This is a genomic window from Micromonospora krabiensis, from assembly GCF_900091425.1.
Classification (GTDB): Bacteria; Actinomycetota; Actinomycetes; order Mycobacteriales; family Micromonosporaceae; genus Micromonospora; species Micromonospora krabiensis.
In genome coordinates this window covers 5,853,987-5,879,659 of sequence record NZ_LT598496.1, presented here as the reverse complement: position 1 = coordinate 5,879,659, position 25,673 = coordinate 5,853,987, and the positions used below count along the sequence as shown (strand labels likewise).

Sequence of the window (25,673 nt, the reverse complement as noted above, 5' to 3'; positions counted from 1 at the left end):
CAGCGACCGAGAACGCACCCACCGCACCGACACGGCGGGACTTGTACGGGCGGGCCGGAGTCAGGCCGGTTGGCAGGTGGCGCACCAGTAGAGGTTGCGTCCGGCCAGCTCGCCGCGGCGCACCTGTGCCCCGCACACGTGGCAGGGGTCGCCGGGGCGGCGGTAGACGTACACCTCGCCGCCGTGCCGGTCGACGCGGGGCGCCCGGCCCATCACCTCCGGCAGGTGCTCGTCGCGGACGGTGTCGATCCGGCCCCGCTCCACCGCCTGGGACATCAGCGCCACCAGGTCGGCCCAGAGCCGCTCCCATCCGTCCCGGCCGAGCCGCTTACCGGGCAGGGTCGGCGGCAGGCCGGCGCGGAACAGCGCCTCGGTCACGAAGATCAGGCCGGTGCCGGCCACCACCGACTGGTCCAGCAGCAGCGCGGCCAGCGGCGTGGGGCTGCGCGAGATCCGGGCGTACGCCCGCTCGGGGTCGGCGTCGGCGCGCAGCGGGTCGGGGCCGAGCCGGGCACGCAACGCCGCGACCTCGGGCGGGGTGAGCACCTCACAGGCGGTCGGACCGCGCAGGTCGAGCCAGTGGCGGTCGCTGGTCAGCCGCAGCCGGACCTGGCCGACGGGCTCGGACGGCTCACCCTCGCCGTCGGTGATCTTCCCGTAGAGCCCGAGGTGGACGTGCAGGGTCAGCTCGCCGGCGTGGTGGTGCAGCAGGTGTTTGCCGTACGCCTCGGTGGACTCCAGCACCGTGCCGCTGAGCCGGGCCGCGCCCTCGGCGAACCGGCCCTGCGGGCTGCTGGCGTGCACCTTGTCGCCGGCGAAGAGCGCGGCGTGGCGGGCCGCCAGGCGGTGAATGGTGTGTCCCTCTGGCACGACCGGCAAGCCTAGCGCGGGCGGCGTTGCCCCCGTTCGGCGACGACTGACGGGAACGCCGGGCCGGCAACGATCACGAATCGCCGCCGCGGTGGCCGCCCAGCGGCAGCGGGTGTCGGAAAACGACCAGCGGGGTATTCCGGGGACGTAACGCGTGGGTGCCACCCGTTCCACGGCCACCCCGCAGTCCTCAGGAGGTGTGTTGTGGTGAAGATTCCTTCGCTGTCGCGGCGCTCCGAGCCGTCGTCGACGCGGGACGAGAACGAGCGCGCGAATCCGGCCGTCGACGGCCGGGACGAGACGCGGCCGGCCGCCACCGGCCCGGCCGCACCGGCCGGCGTGGACCCGACGGCACCGACCGGCCCCGGCCGGGTGCCGACCGGTCGGGACGCCGAGCGGACGACGTACCGCGGCGGTGCGGTGACCGACCCGGAGCCGACCAGCGACACCGAGCGGCGGGCGGCGGAGCGGGCCGCCGTCGCCCGCGCGGCGACCATCCGCCCGACCGAGGCCGGCGCCCGCGCCGACCGGGACGCCACGGTGGTGGGCGACGACCGGGACCGGACCGTACGCCCCGACCGGGACCGCCCGGCCGCCACGGACGCGGACCCGGTCACGCCGGCGCAGCCGGTGGCACGCGGGCCGAAGCCCCGGGCCAGCCTGCTCGCCACCCTGGGCCTGGTGGTCAGCGTCGCCGGCGCCCTGTTCGTGCTGACCGGCACCCTCGCCGGGTACGGCATCGGGCTGGGCGCGGTCGGCGCGGTGCTCGCCGTGCTCGGCCTGGTCGCCACCCGCCGGCGGCACATCGCCGGGAAGACCGACGCGCTGTTCGGCATCGCGTTCGGGGTCGGCGCGGTCGTGGTCGGCATCCTCGCGATGACCGGGCAGTTCGACTGGCCGACCACCGACGGCGACTGGGTGCAGCGGTTCCGCGAGTGGCTTGACTCACAGTTTGTCGATCGTTTCTAGCGGGCACTGTTCCGCTCGCCGGCGGTGCGCCGGCGACCAGCTCCGGTGGTTCACCGGCGCAGCCCGACCAGCCTGGTGGTTCACCAGCCGGGCAGACACCCGTTCAGGGGCGGCGGTTCGCCGCCCCTGAAGTCTGTCCGGGGCGGGTGCCGCACCCGCCCGGACGGTCACGGCGGGTGCGGTACGTCGGCGCCTCGGCGTAGGGTCGCCCGACGCGTGGTCACGCTCCGACGCAACGATTCGGCGATGCTTGCCGTCCAGACGCAACGAACAGCCGCCCTGTGCAAGTCTCAGCGGTGGATCCTGCCCCCCGGCGCCGCATAACGTTGAGCATCGGCGCCAGCCCGTGGGCCGACGGTGGCCGGGCGCGCCCGACCCCGTGGGAGCAGGACGATGACGATGGACGCCACCCGCCAGCGCTTTCTGATGTGCCGGCCGACGTACTTCGCCGTGGACTACGCGATCAACCCCTGGATGGACCCGACCGCGCCCGTCGACGCCGACCTGGCGATCCGGCAGTGGGAGGGGCTGCGGCAGACCTACCGCGACCTGGGCCACACCGTCGAGGAGATCACTCCGGTGCCCGGCCTGCCCGACATGGTCTTCGCGGCCAACGGCGGCACGGTGATCGACGGCCGGGCGATGGCGGTGCAGTTCCGCGACCCGCAGCGTGCCGACGAGGCGCCCGCCTACCGGGCCTGGTTCGAGTCGGCCGGTTTCGAGCTGCACGACCCGAAGCACGTCAACGAGGGCGAGGGTGACGTGCTGCTCGTCGGCGACCTGCTGCTCGCCGGCACCGGCTTCCGCACCGCGCACGCCTCGCACGCGCAGCTGCAGGAGGTCTTCGGCTACCCGGTGATCACCATGCAGCTCGTCGACCCGCGCTTCTACCACCTGGACACCGCGCTGACCGTGCTCGACGAGCACACGGTGGCCTATCTGCCGGAGGCGTTCTCGCCGGGCAGCCAGGCCGTGCTGCGCCGGCTCTTCCCGGACGCGGTCCACGCCACGATGGCCGACGCCGAGGTGCTCGGCCTGAACGCGGTCAGCGACGGCCGGCACGTGGTGCTGCCGGCGCAGGCCACCGACCTGGCCGCCAAGCTGCGTGACCGGGGCTACGAGACCATCGGTGTCGACCTGTCCGAGCTGCGTAAGGCCGGCGGCGGACCGAAGTGCTGCACGTTGCGGCTCCGACAGGGAAAGGCAGGCAAGTGATCGTCGACGACATGCTGCGGACTCCGGACGCGGTCCGTGACGCCGAGCGCTGGACGGCGCACAACTACCACCCGCTGCCGGTGGTCATCTCCTCGGCCGAGGGCGCCTGGCTGACCGATGTCGACGGTCGGCGCTACCTCGACTTCCTGGCCGGCTACTCGGCCCTGAACTTCGGGCACCGGCACCCCCAGCTGATCGCCGCGGCGCACGCCCAGCTCGACCGGCTGACGCTCACCAGCCGGGCGTTCATCCACGACCAGTTCGCCGACTTCTGCCGGGAGCTGGCCGCGCTGTGCGGCAAGGACCTGGTCCTGCCGATGAACACCGGCGCGGAGGCGGTGGAGACCGGGATCAAGGTGGCCCGCAAGTGGGGCTACCAGGTCAAGGGCGTGCCCGCCGGCCAGGCCAACATCGTGGTCGCGGAGGGCAACTTCCACGGGCGTACCACCACGATCGTGAGCTTCTCGACCGACGAGGACGCGCGCGCCGACTTCGGGCCGTACACGCCCGGGTTCACCGTGGTGCCGTACGGCGACCTGGACGCGCTGACCGCGGCGATCGACGAGAACACGGTCGCCGTGCTGCTCGAACCGATCCAGGGCGAGCAGGGCGTCGTGGTGCCGCCGGAGGGTTACCTGCCGGGCGTCCGTCAGGTCTGCACCGACCGCAACGTGCTCTTCATCGCCGACGAGATCCAGTCCGGCCTGGGCCGGACCGGCGCCACCTTCGCGTGCGAGCACGAGGATGTCGTCCCGGACATGTACCTGCTGGGCAAGGCGCTCGGCGGCGGGATCGTCCCGGTCTCGGCGGTGGCCGCGAACGCCGACGTTCTCGGCGTGCTGAAGCCCGGCCAGCACGGCTCGACCTTCGGCGGCAACCCGCTGGCCTGCGCGGTCGCGGTCGAGGTCGTCCGGCTGTTGGCGACCGGTGAGTTCCAGCGCCGCTCGGCCGAGCTGGGCGCCCGGCTGCACGAGGGCCTGACCGCGCTCGTCGGCAAGGGGCTCGTCGCGGTGCGCGGGCGCGGCCTGTGGGCCGGCCTGGACATCGACCCGGCCCTGATGACCGGCCGTGAGGCGTGTGAGCGGCTCGCGGCGCGCGGCGTCCTGGCGAAGGACACGCACGGCTCGACCATCCGCCTCGCCCCGCCCCTGGTGGTGACGGAGGAGGAGATCGACCACGCGGTGGCCCAGCTGGCCGCGATCCTGGCGGCCTGACCGGCCCGGCCCGCCCCGCCCCGGTCAGGGGCGGGGCAGGCGCATCGCCATCGTCGGGGCCTCGGCCATGACCGAGGTCGGGGTGTAGGACGCGCCGGTCGGCAGCTCCTCGGCCCGGCCCACCTGCACCCCCGGGTAGAGCTCCACCATGTCGTTCTCGGCCAGCACGCGGGACTGCTGCGGGGCGAGCGGGATCCGGTCCGACTCGGTCATCGAGCCGCCCGGGCGGATGCCCGAGCCGTTGGTGCTCAGGTCGGTCACGATGATCTCGCCGACCCGCAGTTCCAGCTGGATGTGGTTGCGGCTGATCCACCGCCGCGCCTCGTCGTTGAGCCACTGCCCGAGCACGATCCCGCCGTCCCGGTCGGGCGCCCGGCCCACCAGCACCGGCTGCTCGTCGGTCAGCACGAACCGACGCCGCACCAGGCCGCCGATCCGCACCGCGAGCACCTCCGTCCGGGGACGGGGACCCGCGTCGCTCAGCCGGGCGCCGTGGCGGGGACACGTCGGTACGCCGCCGCGCAGGGTGGGCGGCGCCTGCCCGGCCGGGCTGCTCTGCACCCGGGCGAGGTCGGCGAAGGCTCCACCGCCCCCACCGCCGCCGAAGAGCGTGCAGCCGGGCTCCGGGCACCGCCACCGGCGGGCCAGGAGCTTGACCCCGGCCCCCGATCGGCTGCCCGCCACCGGTGCGTCACCGCCGCCGACGTGCGCCACGAACGCCGGCCCGCCGGGGCCCGGCACCGGGGCGACCACCCGGCCCGGCTGCTCGACCAGCCACGGATAGCGACCGCGCAGCCCGTCGAAGCGCATCCGGCTGATCACCGGGAGGCCGAGCAGGTCGGCGACCTCCAGCATCCGGTCACCGGGGTTGTCGAGCACCTCGACCAGCCCGTCGTCGGCCCACCGCCGCACCACCATCCGCTCGTTCGAGGTCAGGTCGGCGTCGGAGAGCAGGGCCCGGTGCACCACGGCGTAGACCTGGACGCTGTCCTCCTCCAACTCACGGGAGAGGGCGTCGATCACCATGCCGAGCCGGAGCAGGCTGGCCGGGCGACCGCCGTCCAGGTCCTGGAAGCGGATCACCTCGGCGAGGTCGACGACGGCGCGGGCGAGGGACGGGTCGATGCAGACGCGGCCCTCGATGGCGTCCAGAACCTTGCTGATCTCGAATCTCATCGGGCACTCCGGATGATCTCGTCGATCCGTCGGGCCAGCGCCACGTCACGATGCGTGACTCCGCCCGCCGAATGGGTGACGCAGTGGAAGGTCAGCGTCCGCCACCGGATGTCGATGTCCGGGTGGTGGTCGAGTTCCTCGGCGGTGACGGCGACCCGGTCCACCACGGCGATGGCGTCCAGGAAGGTGGCCAGCTCCGCCGTGCGGCTGATCCCGGAAGGATCTCCCGACCAGCCCGCCAACCCGCTCAGCTCGTTTTCCACCGCCTCCGCGGTGAGCACGTCTGCCATGCCCAGACCCTACCGGTGCGGGTGGGTCCGGCCCGCGCCGCGCCGGGCCGGGGTATCGACGCGCGCCGGTGGACCGGTCTGGTTAGGCTGGCCAGCGGCCCGGTCGGGATCGACAGTTGTCGTCCCGGCCCCACCTTCACGAGGAGTTGTCCACGATGAAAACTCGACGGCTGGCGACCACGGGGGTCGCACTCGTCGCAGTGCTCGGGCTCGGTCTGACCGGCTGCGGCAAGCAGACCGACAGTCCCGCCGCCGACGGCGGCACGAGCGCGGCGCCGGCCAGCAGTGTCCCGGCGGACGCGCTCGGCAAACTCTCCGCCGCCGCCCAGAAGCTCAACCAGCAGAGCATGCGTATCAAGATCGAGTCGTCGGTGCTGAGCGGCGGCGGTGTGATGGACCCGGCCAACAAGACCGGGGACATGACCATGGACCTCGGGTCGCAGGGCACGTTCCGGATGCTGATGCTCGGCGACGACGCGTACATGAAGGTGACCGGGATGACCGGCCTGCCCGAGAAGTGGCTGCACATGGACAGCACCAAGCTCGGCGCTAGCGGCCAGCTCAACCTGATGCCGGAGGGCGACCCGGGCGGCGTCAACAAGCTCGTCAAGAGCGTGGTCAAGGTCGAGGAGACCAGCGCCGGCTCCTTCACCGGGACCATGGACTACACGCGGAGCAACCCCGACGACAAGGACATCGCCGCGCTCGGCGCCAAGGCGAAGGAGGTGCCCTTCACCGCCACCGTGGACGCCGAGGGCCGGCTCACCAAGATCGCCGTCGACACCAGCGTGCTGCACGAGTCGCTCGGCACCATGACCACCAGCTACTCGGACTTCGGCACCGAGGTCAAGGTCAACAAGCCCTCGGCGGCCGACACCCAGGAGGCCCCGCCGGAGCTGATCAAGGCGTTCGGCGGCGCCTGATCCGTACGCCCGAACACCGAGGGGCGGCGCCGGTCGGCGCCGCCCCTCGTCGTCGTGGTCAGCCCCGCAGCGGGCGACCCACCTCGTGCAGGTGGGCGAGCGCCTGGCGGTACGACTCGACCAGCCCGGTCTCCGCGTACGGGATGCCCTGCTCGGCGCAGTAGGCCCGGACGAGCGGCTGGGCGCGGCGCAGGTTGGCGCGCGGCATGTTCGGGAACAGGTGGTGCTCGATCTGGTAGTTCAGCGCGCCGAGCGCCACGTCGACGAACCGGCCGCCCCGCACGTTGCGGGAGGTCAACACCTGCTTGCGCAGGAAGTCGAAGTCGTCCTCGGCGGTCGGCATCGGCATGCCCTTGTGGTTGGGCGCGAACGCGCAGCCCATGTAGAGCCCCCACAGTCCCTGGTGGACTGCGACGAACACCAGCGCCTGCACCGGGGACATCACGAGCAGCAGCACGCCGAGGTAGCCGGCCGTGTGCACGGCGAGCAGCAGCGCCTCGGCCCCCCGGTGCCGCATCGGCGTCCGGTACGCCCCGCCCGGCTCCCGCTCGACGACCGCCCGGATGCTGGCCACGTGCAGGTTGAGGCCCTCCAGCAGCAGCATGGGGAAGAACAGGTACGCCTGCCGCCGGGCCAGCCAGCGGCCGAAGCCCCGGGTCTCCAGCGCCTGCTCGTGCGTCCAGACGAGTGCGCCGGCCCCCACGTCGGGGTCCTCGTCCTCGTGGTTCGGGTTGGCATGGTGCCGGTTGTGCTTGTCGACCCACCAGCCGTAGCTGAGGCCGACCGCGAGGTTGCCGGCGAGCAGGCCGACGACCTCGCTCGGACCCCTGCGGCGGAACATCTGCCGGTGCCCGGCGTCGTGGCCGAGGAACGCCACCTGCGTGGTCGCCACGGCCAGCCCGACCGCGAGCAGCGGCTGCCACCACGACTCCCCCACCAGCACCACGGCGACCCAACCGGCCGCGAAGGCGCCCAGGGTGAGCGCGATCCGCACCGCGTACCAGCCGGGGCGCCGCTCCAGCAGGCCCGCCTGGCTGATGCGCCGGGACAACTGTGCGTAGTCACTCCCTCGTCGTACCGGCGGATCCGCCACCGCTGCGAGCACCATCGCGACTCCCGTTCCTCGACGTCCGGCCGGCCGTCGTGCGGCTCGACCCCCACCGTCAAGTCTCCGGAGAAAGGTTGCGCTGAGTAACCCTGACAACCCCCGGATCCGGGGTAGGGGTTGCCCTACCGTCAGCCCATCCGGCCGACCGCGGCCCGGAGCCGGTGCAGGTCCCGCCGCCGGCGCTCGTACGTCGCGGCCAACCCGATGAGCGCGAGACCGCCGGCGGCCAGGAAGATCCACCGGGGCAGCAGGTCCCAGCCGCGGGCCAGTTCGTGCAGGGCGAGCAGGGTCAGGGTGGCCCCGCCGAGCAGCACCGGTGCCTGCCAGCGGCGGGTGGCGCCGCCCCACACCGCAGCGAGCGCGGCGACGCCGACCAGCAGGCGCCGCCAGGGCTGCGGATCCGGCGCGGCCAGGACCGACGCCAGGCTGGGCAGCAGGGCGGCGCCAAGCCCCGGGCCGAGCGCGAGCCAACTGGTCAGCCCCGGCCGGGTCCGCAGCGCCACCAGGCCGGCGGCGAGGGCGAGCGCGGCGGCCGGCAGGGTGTACGCCTCCAGCAGCACCACACCGCCGTCGGCCAGCAGCAACCAGACGCCGAGCAGCTCACCGGCGCCCGCGATGCCGGCGAGGACCCACCGCCGGTGGACGGGTTCGCCCCGCCGCAGGATCCGCAGGCCGACCGCGGCGCCCCACAGGGCGGAGACCGCCGCCGCGTGCCGCGGCGCGCCGAGGGTGAGCAGCAGCGCGACCAGTGCCACCGCCTGGGCGGCGGCGTCGAGCACCGGCCTGACCACGGCGCGGCGGTCCCCCAGCGGCGATGTGGCGGCGGCCAGGGTCAGCGCCGCGACGGCGAGCACGGCGAACGCCGCGTCGCGCAGGGGCAGCCCGCCGGCCAGCGGCGCGGTGATCGCGAAGGCGACGCCCGCCGCCACGGCCGAGAGGCAGCCGGCGATCCGCGCGGCGGGATGCCGGCCCGCCGCGCCGGCCACGGTGGCGGCGACCAGCAGCAGGCCCAGCCCGGCGAGGGTGCCCGCACGGGTGGCGACGAGCCCGGCCAGCCCGGCGGCCACCAGCGGCAGCCCGACCGGCACGCCGACCGGAACGGCCAGCGGACGCGGTGCGACCAGGGCCACGGCCAGCAGGGTCGCCACCCCGGTGAGCAGGGTGACCGCCGGCGTCACCGGCCAGGGAGCACCGCCCGCGACGAGCAGCACCGGAGGCGCGGCGGCGGCGAACGGCAGCGCGGCGAGCAGCGTGGCCGCGCGGGTCGCCCGGACGGCCCGGGCGGCCACCGCGACGGCGATCGCCGACACGACCAGGGCCAGGCCGGCCGGGAGGGTCGCCGGCACCGGGTCCGCCGCCGGCACGCCGGACCAGACCGGAACCGCCCGCCCGTACGGGGCGGCCAGCGCCGACAGCAGCGCGGGCAGCGCCGCCAACCCGCTCACCAGCAGCAACAACACCCCGGCCACCCGCAGCACCACGTCGGCCGGGATCGCGTCCCGACCCGGATACGGCGGCCCGGCCCCGGCGCCCGACTCGGTGGCCTCGGCGCTCGGCAGGGCGGCAGGCCGACCGAACGGGGCTCCGGCGCGCGACGACAGACCGACCGCCAGCGGCAGGGTCGCCAGTGCGGCGTACAGCGCCAGCGGCTCGGCGGCCGGCACCAGCACCGGCGCGACACCGGTCAGCGTGAGCGCGACAGCCAGCGCCGTCGAGGCGTACCCGCTGAGGTCGGGCCAGTGACGGCGGACCGCGAGCAGCGCCGCGACCAGCACCCCGGCGGCGGCCAGCGCGGCCCGCGACTGCCACCAGGCGGGCAGGCCCGCGGCGAGCAGCGCGACGGGGACCGCGGCGGGCACCGCGAGCAGCGCCACGGCGAGGGCCGGGCCGGTCACCGTGCGGGGCACGACCGGCTCCGCCCGCCGGCCGAGCGCGGCCGTCGCCACGCCGAGCAACGCGACCGCCCCGAGCGCGGCCAACGCCCCGACCGGCGCGGCCATCGCCACGAGCGTCCCGTGCCCGGCCAGGAGCGCCGCCGCCACCCCCACGACGGTCGCCCGGGTGGCCCCGCGGGTGCGTCGGGCGACCGTGAGCAGCAGCAGCGCCGCCGCGCCGGCGAGGTCGAGAGCGACCGCGACCGGCCAGGGGGACGGCCAGCCGGCGGGCACCGCCAGCACGGCCAGCGCCAGGGCGACCGGCCCGGCGACCGGCCGAACGGCGCGGGGCGCCAGCAGCGTCACCGCCACGAGACCGAGCAGCACGGCGACGGACAGTTGCCAACCCCAGGCGACGTCCGGCCCGGGCGCGGCGCCGCGCCACGGTGGCAGCGACCGGCCGACGGCGTTGACCGCGAGCCCGACGGTGAGCAGGGCGGCCGGTGCCGCCGCCCCGGAGGCGACCACCAGCCCGGCGATCCGGGGCCCGGTGCGCCAGCCCGCCGGGAGCAGCACGACCGCGCCGGCCAGCGTCACCGCGACCAGCCCGCCGGCCAGCAGCAGCAGCGACGGACGCAGTTCGGCCACCGGGCGCAGGAGCCCGGCGGCGAGCACGGGCACCAGCAGCCCCGTGCCCACCCACCGGGCGGTCCGGTCACCGGTGAGCAGCGCCGCGCCGGCCAGCACGGCCGCGACCGCCAGCAGCGGCAGACCGGCCAGCAGCGGGGTGCCCGCCGCCTCGCCCACGGCCAGCGACACCAGCGCGGGCCCGGTGGCGGCGACCACCGCGGCGCCGAACGCCGTCCAGGTGACCACCCGTCCGGCGACCACCGCCGGGCCGGCCGACGAGCGGCGCAGCACGAGCAGCAGCGCGAGGTCCAGCACGGCCACCCCGACCAGCGTCAGCGCCCAGCCGTCGGCCCCCGGCCGGGCCTCCGCCACCAGCAGCGGCAGCACCGGCTGGACGGCCACCAGCGCCGCGAACCAGGGGCCGGTGAGCCGGCTGAACCGGGCGTAGCCCGCCGCCACCGCCGCGCCGGCCCCCCCGACCAGCGCGGCGTAGCGGGTGCCCGGCCAGCCGGCCACTCCGAACAGGTCCACCGACCAGGCGGCGTACCCGTCGAGCACCACCAGCAGCAGCCCCACCGCGGCGACGGTCTCCGCGGTCCCCCGGAGCCCTTGCCGCACCGCCACCAGCGGCACGGCCAGCGCGAGCGCGGTGACCGCGGCCAGGATCAACGCCCGGCCCACGATCCCGACCGATGCCCACGCCACCGCCGTGAAGACCACCGCCGCCGTGCCGAGCAGCAGTCCACCCAGGACGAACAGCAGACCCTGCACGGTGCGCGCCGACGTCTCCGGACGCCCGGGCCGCGCCAGGGTCGCCGGCGGCGACTGCGCCGGCATCGGCAGCACCGGCGGCATCGCCACGACGGGTGCGGCCACCCGGGCGCGCACCCGGGCCGCCAGCTCCGCGCGACGCTGCCGGCCGCGCTGGAACCGCTCGGCCACCTCGGCGTACGCGAGCCGCGCCCGCTCCACCTCGGCGCCGAGCGCGGCGAGGTCCCGGTCGAGCCGGATCACCTCGGCGGCCTCCGCGTCGGGTGGCCGACGGCAGCCGGTGCAGCCGCCGGTCAGATCGGCCGGCGCGCCGCACGCGGGGCAGGGGTAGCTGTTCTCCACGCGGTCATCCTCGACAACCACGGGGCGTGCGGACCAGAGTGCGCGTACTCAGGGACGGGTGTGCTCGTACACCCAGGCGGCGTACGCCGGGTCACCGCTGTCCACCCGGGACACCAGGATCTCCGGCACCTCGTACGGGTGGCTGGCCCGGATCTGGTCGACCAGCGCGACCACCCGGTCCGGTGCCGTCTTGAACTGCACCGACCACTCGGTGCTCGTCTCCACACCGGAGCGCCACCAGTAGGTGCTGTCCACCTGCCCACCGACCTGCGCGCAGGCGGCGAGCCGCCCGGCGACCGCGGCGGCCGCCAGCACGTCGGCGACCGACCGCGCGTCCACCACCGTCGTCACCACGCTGATCTGGTCCACGACCGCACCCTACGCGGCGTTGTCACGGTTGGCCGCGATCCACTCGTCGATCCGCGCCCACCAGTCGAAGAGCCAGTCGATGCGTTCCTGCCGGCCGGTCGGCACCTCCTCCGGGGGCACCGACCAGAACCGCATCACGATCCGCTTGTCCATCGGCAGTTCCCGCCACACGTCGGTGACGGTGAGCATCCGGTCCAGCCCGGTGTGCGCGACGAAGATGACCCCGGCCTCCGGCGCCGCCTCCAGCGCGGCCAGCACCCCGCCCGGCCGTGGTGCGAGCACGTGCCGCATCCGCTCGGCCCGCCGCGCCATGCGCTCAAGGCCCGCCGAACGGAGCCGCGCGATGGCCCGCAGGCGGCGGCGCGGGGTGAAGTTACCGCCCTCCGGGAAGATCACGAAAGCGTCGTCGTCGTCCAGCGCGGTGGCCAGGTGCCCGATCTGCCGCAGCAGCTCCTCGCCCTGGTCGCCGTCGCGCGGCGGCGCGATGAAACGGCTCGGCAGCCGGTTCAGCAGCACGTCGATCGCCGGGTCCCACTGAAGGCTCTCCTTCAGCACGATCCGCGGCTCCCGCCGGAACCAGTTCACCAGCGCGTGGATCAGGATGAACGAGTCGCCGGGCCCGGCGTGCCGGCAAAGCACCAGCTCGGGTCGGCCGGGCAGCGCGGTGTCGGGGTCGGTGCCGACCACGTCGATCCGTAGCCGTAGCGTCCAGCGGGCCTGCCAGAACAGCACCCGCAGGAACCAGCCGGCGAGCAGGTAGTGGGCCCGCTGAAAGCCCGGCGAACGCTGCCGGGCGCCGAAGCCGGCGGCGACCCACAGGCCGAACAGGGCGAGCAGGGCCGCCGCGTCCCACACCAGGTAGACGCAGCCGATCCAGAGCAGGCGCAGCGGGCGCAGCCGCCCCGGGACCAGCGGCGACAGGGCCGCGGCGAGCAGCGCCCAGACCGGCAGGGTGGTGACCAGCACCACGGCGAGCAGCACCACGCCGGGTGCCAGCAACACTCGGCGTACCCACCTCGGCGGCAGCGGCATCAGCGGTCCAGGTTGGCCAGGTACCGCCGGGACGCGGTGTACGCGCGGCTGATCCGCCGCCCCACCGCCGCCATGTCCCGGTACGCCCAGGGCGTGTCGTCGCGGGGGTTCAACCCGCCGGTCGGCAGGACGTGCACCTCGACGTCGTCGGGGAGTGCCGCCATCTCCCGGAAGAACCGGTGCCGCCGGGCGATCTCGAAGGCGACCTGAGCGATCTCCCAGGGCCGACGGGGTGGCGACAGCTCCCGCTCGATCCGGCCGACCTGGAGGACGAAGATCCGGGTGGCCCCGGCGGCCACCGCCTCGCCGATCGGGATCGAGTTGACGATCCCGCCGTCGATGTAGTGCGCGCCGTCGATCTCCGTCGGTGGCAGCAGCCCGGGCACCGACGCGGACGCCAGGACGGCGGGGACGACCGGCCCACTGTCGAACCAGTGCTCGGCGGCCCGCTCGATGTGCGCGGCGCAGCAGCGGAAGGGCACCCGCAGGTCGGCGAAGGTGGTGTCCACACCCAGCTCGGATTCGAGCAGTCGGCGCAGCGGGAGGGGCGAGTGCAGGTGGGTGCGGGCGGCGAACCGGCGCAGCTGGCGGGCCACCGAATCGCCGTACACCTCGCTGGCCTCGGGGGACGCCCAGAGCCGGACCAGCCGGTCGGTGACCGCCTCGGACGGGTCCGCGGCGACCAGGGCCCCGTTGACCGCGCCGATGGACGTGCCGAGCACGAGGTCGGGTCGGATGTCGGCGCGGAACAGGGCACGCAGCATGCCCACCTCGACCGCCCCCAGCACACCGCCGCCGCCGAGCACGAACGCCACCGGTCCCCCCGCCATGTCGTTCATCCTGGCACGACCGCGCCGGCCGGCCACCGGCCCGGGTCGCCCGGCCGCCACCGGGACCGGCCGCGACCAGCGGCGCCCGGCGCGGGGCCCCGCGCCGGGCACGCACCCTGATCGATCCCGGACCGCGCCGCGCCCGACTCCGGCGCGAACGTTGACAGCCAGGAAACATTGACGCAACCTGATACGGCTCCCACCCCGAGGCAGGTGCGCACCCGTGACGGCAGCACTGCATCCCGGCCGGCTGCTGGCCCGCCGCTACCGGCTCCTCGACCAGATCGGCGCGGGCGGCATGTCCGTGATCTGGCGGGCCCACGACGAGGTGCTCGACCGGATGGTCGCGCTCAAGGTGCTCGCCCCGTCGCTGGCCGCCGACGCCCGCTTCCGGGGGATGGTGCGCGACGAGGCGCGCGCCGCCGCCCGGCTGGTGCACCCGCACGTCACCGCGGTCCACGACTACGGCGAGACCGTGGCGCCGGACGGCTCCATCACCTCGTTCGTGGTGATGGAGCTGCTCACCGGCGAGGAGTTGGAGCTGCGGCTGACCGAGGGGCCGCTGCCGTGGCCCGAGGCGGTCGAGGTCGGCGCGCAGGTCGCCGACGCGCTCGCCGCGGCCCACCGGCTGGGCGTCGTGCACCGCGACATCACCCCGTCGAACGTGATGATGACGCCCGTCGGCGCCAAGGTGCTCGACTTCGGCATCGCCACCCGCATCGGCGCCCCGGACGAGGACGAGGACGGCGGCACCTTCGGCACCCCCGCGTACGTGGCACCGGAGCGGCTCGACGGCGCGCCGGCCCAGCCGGCCACCGACGTCTACTCGCTGGGCGTGCTGCTCTACGAGACGCTGACCGGCCGGGTGCCCTACCCGGCGGACACCTGGGAACAGCTCAGCGCGGCACTGGCCACCGACCGGCCACCCGCACTGGCCGGGGTTCCCGGCCTGCCGACGGCGGTGGCCACGACGGCGCTGCGGTGCCTGGCCCGCGACCCGGCGGCCCGGCCCAGCGCCCGCCAGGTGGCCACGGTCCTGCGGGAACACCTGCCGCCCACGCCCCCACCGCCGACGGCCGGTGCGGAACCGGGACCCGGCACGGCACCGCCGACGACCGGCGCGGAGCGGTGGGGTGGTTCCGGCCGGGTCGGGCCCGGCGCCTCGGCTCCCGCAGCCCGGCCCCGGCTGTCCCGGGCGTCGCGCTGGGCACCGGCCGGGCTCGCGGTCGCGGCGGTGCTCGCTCTCGGCGCGCTGCTCCCGGACGCACCCCCACCGCCGGAGGCGCTGCCGCCGGCCGCGCCGGGCACACCGACGACGGACGTGCCGACGCCGGAGGCGGCGCCGCGCTCGCCGGATCGGCCGGAACCGTCCACACCCGACCCGGTGACCGGCCTGTCGGGTCCACTGGTCGAGGCGGCCCACCGGGTCGAGGGTCTGATCGGTTCCGGACTGAGGGCCGGCGAGATCCGCTCCGACGTGGGCGTGGACCTGCGCAACGAGTTACGCAACCTGAGCACGTCCGTGGGCGGCGGGGCTGTCGACCTCGGTCCGCCGGTCGCCCGGCTCCGCGAGAAGGTCGCCGTCCGACTCCGCGAGGGTGCGATCAGCCGGGCGTACGCCCTCCAGCTCGACGCCGCGATCGCCGAGCTCGCCACCGCACGGGCCTGAGTCCCCCGGCCGGCCTCAGCGGACGACGGCGCGCGCCGGCTCGCGTACGTCGTACCCGGCGGCACCGGCCCCGACCTGCCGGTAGACCGCCACGTAGCCCTCCGCCATCCGCAGCGTGGAGAACGCGTCCGCGGCGTGCGCCACGCAGTCCGCCGGGTCGAGCCGTCCCGCCGCCAGCAGCGCGGCGGGCAACTCGTCGGCGCCGCCGCAGATCAGGCCGGTCACCCCGTCCTGGATCAGCTCCGGCACCGACCCCCGGTCGAGCGCGACCACCGGGGTGCCGGTCGCCATCGCCTCCACCATCACCATGCCGAACGGCTCCTCCCACTGGATCGGCATGATGAGGGAGCGGGCGTCCACCAGCATCCGCAGGGTGGTCTCCCGGTCGGCGTTGAGCACCACCTCGACGTCGTCGCCGAGCAGCGGCCTGACGACGTCGTCGTAGTAGCGGCGTTCGGCCGGCTCGTTGCACTTGCCGGCGAGCAGCAACGGCACCCCGGCCTCCCGGCACGCCCGAATGGCGACCTCCGGGCCCTTGTCCGGGCTGAACCGGGCCAGCCACAGCACCGGTCCCGGCCCGGGTGCGCTCTTACGCGGGATGGCCCGGATGTCCAGCCCGTTGTGGACGGTGCCGACCCAGGGCAGTCCGGTGTTCAGTCGGCGCTGGGCGTGGGAGATGGCCACCAGGCCGACGCCCTGGTCCGTCTCCGAGAGCACCGCGCCGTACTCACCCACCGGGTTGCCGTGGATCGTGGCGACCGTCGGCACCGCACGCCGCCCCGCGATCAGTGGCCCGATCGTGGTGTGGTCGTGGATGACGTCGAAGTCTCCGGGGCCGATCAGGTGATCCACCCGGGCCAGGTGGGCCAGCTCCGGCAGCGCCTCGCCGAGCCGCTCGAACTGGAGGGTCGGTTCGGTGGAGACGAAGCTGCGTGCGGCCGTGCCGTGCTCCTCACCGGCACCGAACAGGGTGACGTCGTGCCCCAGCTCGTCGAGGGCGTCGACCAGCCCGGCGACCACCTGCTCCAGCCCGCCGTAACCCGGCGGTGGCACGCTCAACCAGGGCGGGACCACCATCGCGATCCGCAGCGGCCGGTCCGTTGGACGGCCGCTCGGCCGGTGGTTCACGGCCACGTGTCCTCCCGTTGGTCCCCCGCGTGCGCGCTCGGCGGCGCCGGTTCGCGTGGCCCGGCGCTTTCCCGCAGACCGAGGGCGATAACCCGGACATGCTGGGCGTCAGGTCACTCGCCGACGAGCAGCTGATCCTCCACCGCCCGTACGCCCGGCGCCGACCACGCCACCCGTTCCGCCTGGTCCCGTTCCCACCAGGAGCGCACGACACCGCTCAGGACGAGGGTGTCGCCGTCCACCGCCACCGACACCCGCTCGGTGCCGACGGCGCGTCCCAGCGCCCGGCGTACGTCCCGGAGCACGCGGTCCTCGTCCGTGGGCGCCGGAGGGTTGACCTCGACCAGGTTCGTGACGCCGCGTACGCCCCGGAGCCGGTACAGCTCCCGCTCGGCGGTGCGCCGCTGCCAACCGAACTCGACCTCGCCGCGGAGCATCACCCAGCCGTCGGAGACCGTCACGTCCAGCCGTTCGGCGGGCACGAAGCTGTCCCATTCCAGCGCCCGGGCCGCGGCGACGGCGATGTCCGAGTCGGTGGCGCCCGGGCTGCCGGGCAGGCGTACCTCGATGTCGTCGACGACCGCCCGCACCCCCCGTACGCGGTGGGCACAGCGGGTGGCGGCCCACCGGCGCGCGGAGCTGTCCACCCACCCGCCCAGCGTCACGACAGCGCGCTCGACGCTGACCGCGATCTCGTTCGGCTGCACCTCGGCGTCCCAGGCCAGTTCGGCCAGGACGTCCTGCTGGATCCGCTGGTCCTCGCGGGCAACGGCTGCCGTGCTCATCCCGTCTCCCCTCGCCGGTTCCGACGAGACTGCCCGCGCAGGGGGTGACGGCGGTTCACCCGGGTCGGGTGAACCGCCGTCGGAAGAGGTGGCGGCGGGTGACGAGACCAACCCCCTTGGCCCCGTCACCCGCCGCCGGAGGGAGGAGGCAGGTTCAGATGTGGTTACGACGTCTCGGCGAGGGTCACGGTGGTCGTCGCCTCCGAGCCGTTCCGCTTGTAGTGCACCTCGACCCGGTCGCCCACCTTGCCGGCCTGCACCGCGCCGACCAGATCGTCCGAGTCGTTGATCACCTTGTCGCCGAAGCGGGTGACGACGTCACCGCGCTGGAGGCCGGCCTTCTCGGCCGGGCTGCCCTGGGTGACCGCCGCGATCAACGCGCCGCCGCCCTCGGCCATGTTCACGCTGACCCCGAGGGACGGGTGGCTGACCTTCTCGCCGCGCTGGAGCTTGCCGGCGACGTCCTTGGCCTTGTTGCTGGGGATGGCGAACCCGACGCCGATGTTGCCGGTGCTCTGCCCGGAGGTGGCGATCGCCGTGTTGATGCCGATGACCTCGCCTCGGGTGTTGACCAGCGCGCCGCCGGAGTTGCCGGGGTTGATCGGAGCGTCGGTCTGGAGCAGGCCGGCGATCGAGCTGGCCCCCTGGCGCGGGTCCTGCTGCTGGCCCTCGCCCGCCTGGATGGTGCGGTCCCGGGCGCTGAGGATGCCCGCGGTGACCGAGCCCTGGAGGCCGAGCGGGCTGCCCAGGGCGAGCACCTGGTCGCCGACCTGCATGGCGTCGCTGTCGCCGAACGTGGCCGCCTTCAGGCCGCTGACCCCGTTGGCCTTCACGACCGCGAGGTCGGTCTTCGGGTCGGTGCCCTTGATCTCCGCCTCGGCGGTCTTGCCGTCGGCGAAGACCACCCGGACGGTGTCACCGCTCGCCGAGGCGACCACGTGGTTGTTGGTGAGCACGTAGCCGTCGGTCGTGAGGATCACGCCGGAGCCCTCGCCGCTGTCGGTGGCGATGGAGACGACGCTGTCCTGCACCGAGGCGGCGATCCGCGGCAGGTCCGCGCTGTTGATCACCGGGGCGGCGGAGTAGGTGCGGGTGATGCCGCCACCGTCGCCGTCGACGGCGAGCGCGAGCGCGCCGCCGGCCACACCGGAGCCGAGCATCAGGGCGAGCACCGCGACGCCGGCGCCGGCGAACTTGGCGACCCGGCTGGGGCGTGGCCCGTTGTGCTGGCCCGCCGGCACGGCCCACGGGGGCGCGGACTGGCCCGCGTGCTGCGGCTGCGTCCCGTACGCGCCCGGGTGGCCCACCGCCGGCTGCTGCCCGTACGCACCCGGCTGTCCCCCGCCGGTCCAGCCGGAGTGCTGGTTCGGGTACCAGTGGCCGCCCGGGTAGCCGCCGGCGCCCGCCGGCGGATAGCCGTGCTGTCCGGGTGCCGCCTGCCCGTGCTGGCCGGGCTGGGCCGGGACCGGCTGGCCGGGCTGGCCGTGCGGCCCGGCGACCGGTTGCCCCTGCGGCCCGCTGACCGGCTGACCGGGGGCGGGCTGGGTCGGAGTGCCGGCGGTCGGCTGGTAGCCGGTGGCCGGGGCTCCCGAAGCGGGCGTGACGGCGACGGGGGCGGTGGTGTCGTTGTCCCGGGCAACCGTTCCGGCCGCGGCCGGGGCGTCGGTGGTCGGGGAGTCGGACTGCGCGCGCTCCACGCGCGGCAGCTCGGCGCTGGGGTACGACGGCTCGGCGTCGGTGGGGGCCGGCCGGTGCTGCGGGTCGGACTCGTACTCGGTCATGGGACCACCTTCTCTCCCGCCACTGCGACCAGGCTGGAACCCGCCTGGAAGTTGGCTGAAAGTCACTCGCCGCCCTCGACGCTCTCCGGAACCAGCGGCAGGCGTACGCGGAACGTCGCCCCACCACCGGGCGTCTCCGCCACCTCGACCGTGCCGTGGTGGGCGCTCACCAGCGCCGCCACGATGGCCAGCCCCAGGCCGGTGCCGGTGTTTCCGCCGGCCCGCCGGGTACGCGCCGCGTCCGCCCGGTAGAACCGCTCGAAGACCCGTTCGGCCTGCTCCGGCGAGAGGCCGGGACCGGTGTCGGCTACCTCAACCACGGCCAGGTTGCCGGGCTCCGCGCGCAGCCGCAGGGTCACCGAGGCGTCCGGCGGCGTGTGGGTCAGCGCGTTGGTCATCAGGTTGCCGATCACCTGCCGGAGGCGGGCGTCGTCGCCGAGCACCACCAGCGGTCCCGACCCGGGCTCGATGTCCAACTGGATGCGCCGGTCCGGCGCGACCGCGCGCGCCGCCTGCACCGCGTCGCCGGCGAGCACCGGCAGCTCCACCGGGGCCAGCGAGATCGGCCGTTCCCGGTCCAGCCGGGCGAGCAGCAGCAGATCCTCGACCAGCAGCCCCATCCGGGCCGCCTCGTCCTCGATCCGGCGCAGCAGGCCGGCCGTCTGCTCCGGTTCCCGGGCCGCCCCCTGCCGGTAGAGCTCGGCGAAGCCGCGGATGGTGGTCAGCGGCGTACGCAGCTCGTGCGAGGCGTCCGCGACGAACTGCCGCATCCGCTCCTCCGAGCGCCGGGCGCGCGCCTCCGACGCCTGCGCGGACGCGGCGGCGTCGCGGGCGGCCACCTCGGCGGAGCGGGCGGCCGTCTCGGAGGCCGCCCGGGCGGTGAAGGCCGCCTCGATCTGGGTGAGCATCGCGTTCAGCGCGCGCGACAGCCGCCCCAGCTCGGACGTGGGGTACTCCTGGCCCTCCTCGGGGTCGGGCACCCGGCGGGTCAGGTCACCGCCGGCGATCGCGGCGGCCGTGCGTTCGATCTCCACCAGCGGCTTCAGGCTGGTCCGCACGATGGCCGCGCCGAGCGAGGCGAGCAGGATCAGCACCGAGCCACCGACCAACAGGTCGATCCAGACCAGCCGTGTCACGGCCCGGTCGACGTCGGTGAGGGGCTGACCGACGGCCAGCACCGAACCGTCCGGCTGCGCCGCGTAGTACAGCCGCCAGCGGATCTGGTGGTCCTGGGACCGGACGGTGACCGGCTCGCCCTCCAGCGCCACGAAGCCCCGCAGGTCGCTGGGGAACTTCGGCAACTGCTCCGGGTCCAGGTTGAAGTCGTCGTATCTCGGCTGGTAGACCGTCTGCGGGTCGGCCAGCGAGACGACGTAGTCGCTCGGCAGGGTGGCCTTCACCTCGCCGGTGCGCAGCTGGGGAAGGAACTGCCCGAGGCCCTGCGACGCGGACTGGATCTGGCTGTCGACCTGGCCCACCAGGTAACTGCGCAGAAAGAACGTGGTCAGCGAGCTGATCACCAGGAGGGCGAGCGCGACCAGCGTGAGGACGGCGGTGACCAGCTTCAACCGCAGCGGTACGCTCCGCAGCCGTCCCTTCGCCTGTTGGACCGCGTTCACGCCGCCGGCTTGCGCAGCACGTAACCGACCCCCCGCAGGGTGTGGATGAGTCGGGGCTGGGTGGTGTCGACCTTGCGCCGCAGGTAGGAGATGTAGGACTCGACGATGTTGTCGTCGCCGCGGAAGTCGTAGTTCCACACGTGGTCGAGGATCTGCGCCTTGGACAGCACCCGGTTGGCGTTGAGCATCAGGTAGCGCAGCAGCTTGAACTCGGTGGGCGACAGCTGCACCCGCTGACCGGCCCGGTAGACCTCGTGGGTCTCCTCGTCCAACTCCAGGTCGGCGAAGGTCAGCCGGGAGGGCGCCGGCTCGCCGCTGCTGGTGCGGCGCAGCACGGCCCGGATCCGTGCGGTGAGCTCCTCCAGGCTGAACGGCTTGGTGACGTAGTCGTCGCCGCCCAGGGTCAGCCCGCGGATCTTGTCGTCGGTCGCGTCCCGCGCGGTCAGGAAGACCACCGGCGTACGCGTGCCGCCCTCGCGGAGCATCCGGATGACCTCGAACCCGTCCAGGTCGGGCAGCATCACGTCCAGGACGACCAGGTCGGGTCGGTGGTCCTTGGCGGCGGTCAGTGCCGCGCTGCCGCTGGTCGCGGTCGCCACGTCGAAGCCCGCGAAGCGCAGGCTCGCGGAGAGCAGTTCGAGGATGTTGGGGTCGTCCTCGACGACGAGCAGTCGCGCCTCGGTCTGGGTAGCGGGCATGGGCCCCATCATCCGCGCCCTCGCTGCGCCCGCGCTGGACGCTTCCTGGAAAAACCCTGTGAGCGGGCGATGTGTCGGCTGCTCGTGGTCGAGCATGCGTTGCCGGGGCCGGAAAGTCGAGGACCCGCACCGACCGGCCGCACCGTCAGCGGAGCAGCCGGCGCAGCCCGTCCAACGCGCCGTCGAGCAGCCGGATCGCGGTGGTGAGCTGGGTGTCGCTGAACCGCCGGGCGCGGACGAGGCGGCTCACCTCGCCGGTGAAGGCCGCAAGCCGCTCGTCGAACTCGGCGAGCAGGCCGGGCGCCGGCTCGGGACGCGGCGGCGGTCCCGGCACGAAGGGCGGCGCCTCCCACCGGCTCCGGCGGGTCTGCCGGGCAGCATCCCGCAGCTCCCGCTTCAGGTCGCGGACCGAACCGCGTACCTCGGTCTGGATCTCGCCGGCGAGGGCGGAGAGGTCCTCCACCGACGCGGCGATGTCCGACTCCAGGGTGGCCAGCTCAACCGCGCGCTGGCGCAGCTCGTCGCGGCCGGCGGCGGTGATGTCGTACGTCTTGCGGCCACCGGCGGCGGTGTGGCTGACCAGCCCTTCCGCCTCCAGGCGTTGAAGCCGGGGATAGATGGTCCCGGCGCTCGGGGCGTACAGGCCGAGGAAGCGGTCCTCCAGCAGCCGGATCAGCTCGTAGCCGTGCTTCGGCCCGTCGTCGAGGAGCTTGAGCAGGTAGAGCCGGAGCCGCCCGTGACTGAACACGCCCGTCACGGCAGCTCCTCGTCCTCGTCGTCGTCCACCGGGCGGGCGAGCAGCGCGATGCTGCCGGACGTGGCGGACGCCCAGAGCTTACCTTCGCCCGCGCCTAGCACTCCCTCGCTGTTGCTCACCGAGCCGATGGTCGACTCCGTACGTACCTGGGGGAAGCCGCTGGTGATGCGGCCGGCGGTGGTGTGCAGCCGGACCGCCAGGTCGCTGTCCTCCCGGACCCGGACGGTGATGCTGCCGGAGATGGTGTGCAGTCGGATCTCGCTGCGCCGCGGGTTGTCCAGGTCGCAGGTGATCGCGCCGGACACCGTCTGCGCCCGGACCTGCCCGGGCGCGCTGTCGGCGAGGATCACCTCGCCGGAGACGGTCTCGATGCCGAGGTCACCGGCCACTCCGAGCGCCTCGACCGGACCGGAGACGATTTTCGCGTTGGTCGTGCCGCGCAGCCCCATCAGCGTGATCTGGCCGGACGTGACGTCGGCCTTCGTCTGCCGGCGCAGGCCCGAGACGACCAGTGAGCCGTCGACCAACCGCAGGTCGGCGGCCACGTCGGCGGGGACCGCGATGGAGACGTCCACGCGAGGCCATCCCCACGGCCCCCACCACCACAGGTCCGACCAGCGCCGGCCGCGCTCCTGCCGGACGCTGAGCAGCCCGTCGCGGACCTCGACCAGGACGGGCCGCCGGCCCACCCGGGTCACGTCCACCCGGGCCGGCCCGTCCGTGGCCACCACGTTGAGCCGACCGCTGAACAGCCGGACGTTCAGCCGCGTGACCGGCCCGTCCAGCGTGAGCCGCTGGGGGCTGTCGACGGTCCACCCGGTCATGTCGTCCTCCCCTCACGACACGCCGACGGCGCGCCCGACGGGACGAACGATAACGCGATACATCGCGACAGCACAAGACACGTCGCGATGCCGCTACGCGGCCAGGTCGAGCCTCCGGCCCGCCTCGACCGGCCGCACGGCGTCCGGCTCACCGGCAGCCAGCGGAACGAGCGCCACCAGGGCGTCCGCACCCACCGGCGCCGGAGCCCCCACGGCCGCCGGCACCGCGACCCGGCGCGCGGCGGACACCACCGGGGCGGGCACCAGGTGCACCGCGGACTCGGCGGCCCGCGCGAGCACCCGCCGGTCCGCGTCGCCCGCCGGGTGCAGCGCGGCGGCGACCGTCACCCGCACCTCCAGGCCCCGGGCGGCGACCACCCGGCGCACCGACCGCAGCAGGGTCTCCTCGCCGAGGAAGGAGGCGGCGGTGGTGGTCGAGTTCGTCGCCGCGGAGCGGTAACTCAACCGCAGCGGCACCACCGGAGCGCCGGCGTCGACCGCCGCCTGGAACAGGGCCGGCCGGAAGCCGCCCACCGGACGGCACTCGACCGCGCCCTCCCCCGCGCACCAGGTCGTCCCCTCGGGGAAGACCGCCACCGGGTGGCCCGCGCGCAGGGCGTCGGCGGCCCGGGCCACCATGGTCGGCAGGTCCCGGGGCCGCGACCGGTCCACGAAGATCGTGCCCGCCGCGGCGGCCAGCAACCCGACCAGCGGCCAGGAACGGACCTCCCGCTTGGCCACCATCCGGGCCGGCCCCACCGCGAGGATCACCAGGATGTCCAGCCACGACACGTGGTTGGCGACCAGCAGCGAGCGACGCCGGGGCAGTCGACCCCGGACGACCAGCCGGATGCCGAGGGCCCGCGCCGTCCCGCGGGCCCAGGCGCGCAACGCGGCCTGTCCGTCCCGCGCGGGGAGCAGTGGCAGCACGGCGACCAGGCCGACACCGGCCAGGAGCATCCCGGCCCCGGCGAGCAGGCGACCCACCCGCCGGGCCACCGGCACGGACGGCACCTCGCCCGCCGCCGGCAGGCACTGGTCGCCGCAGCCCGACGAGGGGCGCCACAGGTCGTACGCCACGGTGGTCACCCCTCCGCCCCACCCAGGAAGTGCCGCAGGTAGCGCGGGTTCATCCGGTCCATCGAGAACAGCACGTAGAAGTCGGCAACCTGGAAGTCCGGGTCGTACGACGGTTCGCCGCAGATCCAGGCACCCAGCCGCAGGTAACCGCGGAGCAGCGGCGGCACCAGGGCACGGCCGGCCGCGCCGCCGAGGGGCGGGTACGCGTCGACCGGCACCTCGTCGAACCAGGGGCGCAGCGGGCGTACCCGCAGCGGCGGCGGCGCGAGGTGCCGGGCCTGGGCCTGCGCCCACACCTCCGCCACGGCCTGCCCGCCGTCGGACACCGGCACCGACGCGCAGCCGCCCAGCCAGCGGGAACCGCGCAGGTGCAGGTACCGGGAGATGCCGGCCCACATCAAGTTGATCACCGCGCCGGTGCGGTGGTCCGGGTGGACGCAGGAGCGGCCCGCCTCGACGAGGTCGTCCCGCAGCGGGGCGTGCGGGCCCAGGTCGAACTCCGTCTCCGCGTACCGGCGGTCGGTCCGCCCGGGGGGCAGCAGCCGGTACGTCCCGACGACCTGCCCGGTGCTCTCCTGCCGGACGATCAGGTGGTCGCAGTACGGGTCGAAGGGGTCCACGTCCAGCCCCTCGCCCCCCGGGTGCAGGGTGGCGCCGAGTTCGGTGGCGAACACCTCGTGGCGCAGGCGTTGCGCGGCCGCGACCTGTGTCGGGTCGTCGGCGATCGACAGGGTGTAACCGCTGGTCGAGAGGGGGGTCCCAGCGGCGTGCAGAACGGCCATGGGATGTGTGTAGGTGCCGTGGGTTGCCAGCCCGGGTGGCGAGGAGTGTCGATCCGGTGAACGGCGGTCGGCGGCCCGTGTGCGCCCGGCCCGCCCCAGCGTGCGAGGCTGCCGGACGGGACCCGGCGACGACGCCCGGGCCGCGTCCACCCGGAGGTCGCCGATGCGTGTCGAATCCCGCTACAACGGCCCGCCCGGCTCGGGCAACGGCGGATGGAGCGCCGGCACCTTCGCCGCCGCGGCCGGGCTCCCCGGGCCGGTCGAGGTGACGCTGCGCCGACCGCCGCCGCTGGACACGCCGCTCACCGTGGTCGACGGCGAGGTCCACGACCCGGACGGGCTCGTCGTCGCCGAGGTACGCCCGACGGACGGCTTCGACGCGGTCGTACCGCCGGTTGACCGGGCGGACGCGGTCCGCGTCTCGGCCGCGTACCCCGGGTTCGTCGGGCACCCCTTCCCCGACTGCTACGTCTGCGGTCCGCGACGGGCGGACGGGCTGCGGATCTTCCCTGGCCGCGTGCCGGACGGGCGCACGGCCGCCCCGTTCCGGGCGCCCGCCGAGGTCACGACGGCGACGGTCTGGGCGGCGCTGGACTGTCCCGGCGGGTGGGCGGTGATCGCCCCGGGCCGCCCGTACGTCCTGGGGCGGATCGCCGCGTTGGTCGACGCGCTGCCGGAGCCGGGCGACGAGTGCGTGGTGACCGGCGTGACGGTCGGCGTCGAGGGGCGCAAGGCCGGGGTCCACACCAGCCTCTACGGCCCGACCGGCGCGCTGCTGGCCACCGCCCGGGCGACCTGGATCGCGCTGCCCGGCTCGGCCACCTGAGCGGACCGGTAGTCCCTCAGGAGGACCCGGGTCCTGCTGGAGGTGGAGACCGACGTACGGACCGAGCCTGATTGACCTTGTTGCGCCGGCCCGTCACGCTGTGCAACGGCG

At 74.8% G+C, this 25,673-nt stretch carries 22 protein-coding genes and 2 pseudogenes; 6 read left to right on the top strand and 18 right to left on the bottom strand.

Translation table 11 applies throughout. From position 1 onward, the window contains the following. Nucleotides 1–60 precede the first annotated feature (60 nt). Nucleotides 61–870: an Fpg/Nei family DNA glycosylase gene (locus GA0070620_RS27040; protein WP_091595457.1), complete on the bottom strand. Its 810-nt coding sequence runs from the start codon at nucleotides 868–870 to the stop codon at nucleotides 61–63. A gap of 207 nt (nucleotides 871–1,077) precedes the next feature. Here GA0070620_RS27040 and GA0070620_RS27035 point away from each other — a divergent pair, with 207 nt between their 5' ends. The 3 genes from GA0070620_RS27035 to rocD all read left to right on the top strand — a co-directional run bounded on the left by GA0070620_RS27035 (nucleotide 1,078) and on the right by rocD (nucleotide 4,268). Next, the gene (locus tag GA0070620_RS27035) at nucleotides 1,078–1,839 is read left to right on the top strand and encodes a DMT family transporter (protein WP_231921985.1); all 762 of its coding nucleotides are present in this window, start codon (nucleotides 1,078–1,080) and stop codon (nucleotides 1,837–1,839) included. Between the two features lie 399 nt (nucleotides 1,840–2,238). Continuing rightward, nucleotides 2,239–3,054: a dimethylargininase gene (gene ddaH, locus GA0070620_RS27030; protein ID WP_172836624.1), complete on the top strand. Its 816-nt coding sequence runs from the start codon at nucleotides 2,239–2,241 to the stop codon at nucleotides 3,052–3,054. An 11-nt stretch (nucleotides 3,055–3,065) separates the two neighbouring features. After that, nucleotides 3,066–4,268 carry an ornithine--oxo-acid transaminase gene (rocD, locus tag GA0070620_RS27025; RefSeq protein WP_091599425.1) on the top strand — a complete coding sequence of 401 codons (1,203 nt, stop codon included), beginning with the start codon at nucleotides 3,066–3,068 and terminating at the stop codon, nucleotides 4,266–4,268. 24 nt (nucleotides 4,269–4,292) lie between these two features. Here the strand turns inward: rocD and GA0070620_RS27020 are convergent, their stop codons facing one another. Both GA0070620_RS27020 and GA0070620_RS27015 read right to left on the bottom strand, forming a co-directional pair. Next, the gene (locus GA0070620_RS27020) at nucleotides 4,293–5,444 is read right to left on the bottom strand and encodes an FHA domain-containing protein (protein ID WP_091595453.1); all 1,152 of its coding nucleotides are present in this window, start codon (nucleotides 5,442–5,444) and stop codon (nucleotides 4,293–4,295) included. Continuing rightward, the gene (locus GA0070620_RS27015; protein ID WP_091595451.1) at nucleotides 5,441–5,734 is read right to left on the bottom strand and encodes a 4a-hydroxytetrahydrobiopterin dehydratase; all 294 of its coding nucleotides are present in this window, start codon (nucleotides 5,732–5,734) and stop codon (nucleotides 5,441–5,443) included. Before GA0070620_RS27015 ends, GA0070620_RS27020 begins: the two co-directional genes overlap by 4 nt. Nucleotides 5,735–5,889: 155 nt before the next feature. Between GA0070620_RS27015 and GA0070620_RS27010 the strand changes: the two genes are divergently transcribed. After that, the gene (locus GA0070620_RS27010; protein WP_157741714.1) at nucleotides 5,890–6,657 is read left to right on the top strand and encodes a hypothetical protein; all 768 of its coding nucleotides are present in this window, start codon (nucleotides 5,890–5,892) and stop codon (nucleotides 6,655–6,657) included. Between the two features lie 58 nt (nucleotides 6,658–6,715). Here GA0070620_RS27010 and GA0070620_RS27005 read toward each other — a convergent pair whose 3' ends face one another. The 5 genes from GA0070620_RS27005 to GA0070620_RS26985 all read right to left on the bottom strand — a co-directional run bounded on the left by GA0070620_RS27005 (nucleotide 6,716) and on the right by GA0070620_RS26985 (nucleotide 13,613). Beyond that, nucleotides 6,716–7,765, bottom strand: coding sequence for a fatty acid desaturase family protein (locus GA0070620_RS27005; RefSeq protein WP_091595447.1), 1,050 nt, complete (start codon nucleotides 7,763–7,765; stop codon nucleotides 6,716–6,718). Between the two features lie 128 nt (nucleotides 7,766–7,893). Continuing rightward, nucleotides 7,894–11,382: an SCO7613 C-terminal domain-containing membrane protein gene (locus GA0070620_RS27000; protein ID WP_091595445.1), complete on the bottom strand. Its 3,489-nt coding sequence runs from the start codon at nucleotides 11,380–11,382 to the stop codon at nucleotides 7,894–7,896. A gap of 48 nt (nucleotides 11,383–11,430) precedes the next feature. After that, nucleotides 11,431–11,751 (bottom strand): divalent-cation tolerance protein CutA, encoded by a 321-nt coding sequence (cutA, locus tag GA0070620_RS26995; protein ID WP_091595443.1) that lies wholly within the window; start codon nucleotides 11,749–11,751, stop codon nucleotides 11,431–11,433. Between the two features lie 9 nt (nucleotides 11,752–11,760). Beyond that, the gene (locus tag GA0070620_RS26990) at nucleotides 11,761–12,783 is read right to left on the bottom strand and encodes a 1-acyl-sn-glycerol-3-phosphate acyltransferase (protein ID WP_091595441.1); all 1,023 of its coding nucleotides are present in this window, start codon (nucleotides 12,781–12,783) and stop codon (nucleotides 11,761–11,763) included. Further along, a complete protein-coding gene (locus GA0070620_RS26985; protein WP_091599423.1) occupies nucleotides 12,783–13,613 on the bottom strand; it encodes a patatin-like phospholipase family protein in 831 nt (276 codons plus the stop codon). The genes GA0070620_RS26990 and GA0070620_RS26985 overlap by 1 nt, the downstream gene beginning before the upstream one ends. A gap of 223 nt (nucleotides 13,614–13,836) precedes the next feature. Between GA0070620_RS26985 and GA0070620_RS26980 the strand changes: the two genes are divergently transcribed. After that, nucleotides 13,837–15,282 carry a serine/threonine-protein kinase gene (locus GA0070620_RS26980; protein WP_091595439.1) on the top strand — a complete coding sequence of 482 codons (1,446 nt, stop codon included), beginning with the start codon at nucleotides 13,837–13,839 and terminating at the stop codon, nucleotides 15,280–15,282. Nucleotides 15,283–15,297: 15 nt separating this feature from the next. Here GA0070620_RS26980 and GA0070620_RS26975 read toward each other — a convergent pair whose 3' ends face one another. The 10 genes and pseudogenes from GA0070620_RS26975 to GA0070620_RS26935 all read right to left on the bottom strand — a co-directional run bounded on the left by GA0070620_RS26975 (nucleotide 15,298) and on the right by GA0070620_RS26935 (nucleotide 24,736). Continuing rightward, complete coding sequence (locus GA0070620_RS26975; protein ID WP_091599421.1) at nucleotides 15,298–16,359, bottom strand: glycosyltransferase family 4 protein; 1,062 nt, start codon at nucleotides 16,357–16,359, stop codon at nucleotides 15,298–15,300. A gap of 164 nt (nucleotides 16,360–16,523) precedes the next feature. Further along, nucleotides 16,524–17,195 carry a BON domain-containing protein gene (locus GA0070620_RS26970; protein ID WP_091595437.1) on the bottom strand — a complete coding sequence of 224 codons (672 nt, stop codon included), beginning with the start codon at nucleotides 17,193–17,195 and terminating at the stop codon, nucleotides 16,524–16,526. 164 nt (nucleotides 17,196–17,359) lie between these two features. Next, the gene (locus tag GA0070620_RS26965; protein WP_091595435.1) at nucleotides 17,360–18,976 is read right to left on the bottom strand and encodes a trypsin-like peptidase domain-containing protein; all 1,617 of its coding nucleotides are present in this window, start codon (nucleotides 18,974–18,976) and stop codon (nucleotides 17,360–17,362) included. 62 nt (nucleotides 18,977–19,038) lie between these two features. Continuing rightward, a pseudogene (locus GA0070620_RS26960) lies at nucleotides 19,039–20,259 on the bottom strand (sensor histidine kinase); the annotation flags it as partial. A 176-nt stretch (nucleotides 20,260–20,435) separates the two neighbouring features. Then, nucleotides 20,436–20,595, bottom strand: a pseudogene (locus GA0070620_RS34340) (two-component sensor histidine kinase); the annotation flags it as partial. Then, a complete protein-coding gene (locus GA0070620_RS26955; protein ID WP_091595431.1) occupies nucleotides 20,592–21,293 on the bottom strand; it encodes a response regulator transcription factor in 702 nt (233 codons plus the stop codon). The pseudogene GA0070620_RS34340 and the gene GA0070620_RS26955, both read right to left, overlap by 4 nt. 145 nt (nucleotides 21,294–21,438) lie before the next feature. Next, nucleotides 21,439–22,050, bottom strand: a complete 612-nt coding sequence (locus tag GA0070620_RS26950; RefSeq protein ID WP_091595429.1) for a PadR family transcriptional regulator — start codon at nucleotides 22,048–22,050, stop codon at nucleotides 21,439–21,441. Beyond that, nucleotides 22,047–22,874, bottom strand: coding sequence for a DUF4097 family beta strand repeat-containing protein (locus GA0070620_RS26945; RefSeq protein ID WP_091595427.1), 828 nt, complete (start codon nucleotides 22,872–22,874; stop codon nucleotides 22,047–22,049). Before GA0070620_RS26945 ends, GA0070620_RS26950 begins: the two co-directional genes overlap by 4 nt. A 93-nt stretch (nucleotides 22,875–22,967) precedes the next feature. Beyond that, the gene (locus GA0070620_RS26940) at nucleotides 22,968–23,963 is read right to left on the bottom strand and encodes a lysophospholipid acyltransferase family protein (protein ID WP_157741713.1); all 996 of its coding nucleotides are present in this window, start codon (nucleotides 23,961–23,963) and stop codon (nucleotides 22,968–22,970) included. Continuing rightward, on the bottom strand, nucleotides 23,960–24,736 hold the full coding sequence (locus GA0070620_RS26935) for a GNAT family N-acetyltransferase (RefSeq protein ID WP_091595425.1): 777 nt from the start codon (nucleotides 24,734–24,736) through the stop codon (nucleotides 23,960–23,962). The genes GA0070620_RS26940 and GA0070620_RS26935 overlap by 4 nt, the downstream gene beginning before the upstream one ends. Nucleotides 24,737–24,899: 163 nt before the next feature. Here GA0070620_RS26935 and GA0070620_RS26930 point away from each other — a divergent pair, with 163 nt between their 5' ends. Continuing rightward, nucleotides 24,900–25,562: a hypothetical protein gene (locus GA0070620_RS26930; protein WP_091595423.1), complete on the top strand. Its 663-nt coding sequence runs from the start codon at nucleotides 24,900–24,902 to the stop codon at nucleotides 25,560–25,562. Nucleotides 25,563–25,673 lie beyond the last annotated feature (111 nt).